2 protein-coding genes are annotated in these 2,659 nt (G+C 75.2%); both read right to left on the bottom strand.

Annotation, left to right across the window (positions count from 1 at the left end):
• Nucleotides 1-35: 35 nt before the first annotated feature.
• Nucleotides 36-1,859 carry an alpha/beta fold hydrolase gene (locus HTZ82_RS31705; RefSeq protein WP_217623662.1) on the bottom strand — a complete coding sequence of 608 codons (1,824 nt, stop codon included), beginning with the start codon at nt 1,857-1,859 and terminating at the stop codon, nt 36-38.
• 135 nt (nt 1,860-1,994) lie between these two features.
• Nucleotides 1,995-2,659 (bottom strand): response regulator transcription factor (locus tag HTZ82_RS04435; protein WP_175407945.1); only part of this gene is annotated, 665 nt, incomplete at its 5' end.

Here is a 2,659-nt window from a genome sequence, read left to right as displayed (position 1 = left end):
GTGCCGCCCCGCCCGGCGTCGGTGCCCGTCCCGCGTCATGCGGCGGGGACGGTGCCGGTGCCGATGTTGAACGTGTTGTGCAGCACGGCGCCCGGCGCGCCGCCCGAGCGTTCGCGGAGCATGCCGTCCAGGATCTGCCGGACCTCGGCGGCCTGGGCTTCACCGAGGCCGGCGATCCACCCGGCGCCGATCGGGTGGCTGCTGCGGACGGTGTCCAGCAGCTCCTCCGCGGATCCGAACTCCGCGTCCAGCGCCGCCTGCCGTACCGTCACCCCGTCGAGCCCGGCCGCGCGCAGGATCCCGGCGAACCGGTCCGGGTCCGCCGTCCGGAAGGGCAGCGGCGGCGGGTCGGCCGGCAGGCCGGTGAACCCGGGGACGGCGGCCCGCAGCGCACCCGCCGTCCAGGCGATGAACTCGACGTCCGGCGGCGGGCCGAACGCGGCGACCAGCACCGTGCCGCCCGGACGGGTGACGCGGACCATCTCGGCGAGGCCGCGCGGCAGGTCCGGGAAGAGGGAGACGCCGTTCAGCGAGGCCGACACGTCGAAGGCGTCGTCGTCCAGCTCCAGGTGCTCCCCGTCCATGACGAGCGCGCGGACCTGGTCGAGGCCCTCCGCGCGGGCGCGGGCGGCGAGGCGCTCCACCATGGCGGGGGCGATGTCGACGGCGACGACCCGAGCGCCCCGGTGTGCCGCGGGCAGGGCGAGGGCGCCGCTGCCGGCGGCCACGTCCAGGAAGCGGGTGCCGGGGCCGACGTCGGCCCTGTCCAGGATCTGTTCGCCGAAGCGCATGGTGTGCGGCGTGGTGTGGCGGTCGAACCCGGGCGCCAGGGTGTCCCAGGCGGAGCGGATCTGGTCCGTGGTGGGGGGTTTGGTGGGCGTGGCCATGGCTGTCTCCTCCTTCGACTCCTTCGACTCCTTCGACTCCTTCGACTCCTTCGACTCCTTCGGCTCCTTCGGCTCCTTCGAGTCGAGCGCCGAGCGCAGGGCCGCCACGAGGGCGTCGGGGCGTTCGAGGTGGACGTCGGCGCCGCAGTCGTCGACGACGTGCAGCGGCCAGCCGTACCGGGCGGCGGCCTCCTCCCCGTACCGCAGCCTGGCCTCGGGGTTCTGCCGGCCCCAGACCAGCGTCGTGGGGACGCGGATGGCGGCGAGTTCGGCCGGGGGGATCACGGGGAGGGCGAACTCCTTCATGAGCGTGCGGCCCGCGGTCTTCACGCCGGGGGTGTGGGCGCGGTCGAGCGCGTAGTCGGCGAGGCCGTCCCAGCGGTCGCCGAGGTCGTCCCGTACGCCGTCGAAGTCGACCATGCAGCGTCCGAGCAGGCGGTCCCGGGTCCGCTCGGTGGGGCGCACCTGGAACGCGGCCATGCTGACCGCGAAGCGCGGTGCCGGGCGGAAGGGCCCGAGACCGAACGGGTCGATGAGCACCAGCGCGCTGATCGCCCCGCTGTGACCGGCCGCGAAGCGTGCGGCGACGGCGGCGCCGACGTTGTGGCCGACCAGGACGGGCGGGACGTGGCAGGTGGCCGCGATGAGCTCGGCCAGCCACTCCATGACCCGGCCGACGGTGAGGGGGACGCCGGCGGGCAGCTCGGAGGCGCCCTGTCCCGGCAGGTCGGGAGCGATCAGCGTCCAGGACGCCATGAGGTCCGGGACCACCCGGACCCAGCCGAGTGCGGACTGGCCGATGCCGTGCAGCAGGACCATCGGGGGTCCGCTGCCGCCCTCCAGGACGGTGGTCGGGACACCGGCCAGGTCACGGCGGTGTTCGGTGAGCGGGGTGCCGGTGAGGACCCGCCGCCTCGCCTCCGGCCCGGTGGTGTGCTCGTGGGGACGGGTCGCGGTGTGTGTCCTGTTCATCTCCGCCTCCTCTCCTAGGCTCTACGGAGAGTCTGGGCGGGGCGGACGGGCCGGGGCATCGGGTGAACGGTGCATATCGGGAGCGGCGGCGGACGTGGGCAGAACCACCCATACGGGCGTCCGGTGCGACGGGTGTCAGGCGAGGCCGTGTTCGTACGCGTAGGCGGTGGCCGCTGTGCGCGAGGGCACGTCCAGTTTCGTGAACATGTTGTTCAGGTGCCGGGCGACGGTCTTCTCGCTGATGACGAGCGCGGCGGCGATGTCCCGGTTGGTGGCGCCCTCAGCGACGAGTTTCAGCACCTCCGCCTCGCGCGGGGTGAGCCCGCCGGGCAGGCGCGGTGGGGCGGTGCGCCGGGAGAGCCGGTCCACGCGGTCGAGCTGCGGGTCCGCGCCGAGCCGCTCGAACACGGTGCGGGCGGCGTCCAGTTCCATCTCGGCGGTGTCGTGGTCGCCGAGCGCGCCGCACACCTGCGCCATCAGGACGCGTACGCGGGCCGCCTCGTACGGGGCGTCCAGCTCCTGCCACGCCGCCCAGGCGTCGCGCAGCGCCTCCCAGGCGTCGCGCAGCGCCTCCCAGGCGGGCTCCGGGTGTCCTTCCGCGAGGAGGACGGCGCCCCGGGCGCCCGCCGCGACCGCGCGCAGGTAGGGCGCGGCCAGTTCGTCCGCCGCCCTGCCGAGGCCGTCGGCTGCTTCACGGGCGGCGGCGGTGTCGCCCGCCGCGAGGGCGATCTCGGCGTACGCGGCGAGGACGCGGGCGCGCCGTACCCGGTCGTGCTCGGTCTCGGCGGCGACCCTGCGGA

This window comes from Streptomyces sp. TRM64462, assembly GCF_013362995.1.
Lineage (GTDB): Bacteria > Actinomycetota > Actinomycetes > Streptomycetales > Streptomycetaceae > Streptomyces.
Note: the sequence above shows the minus strand (reverse complement) of the source record. Positions and strands in the feature narration are given on the sequence as shown.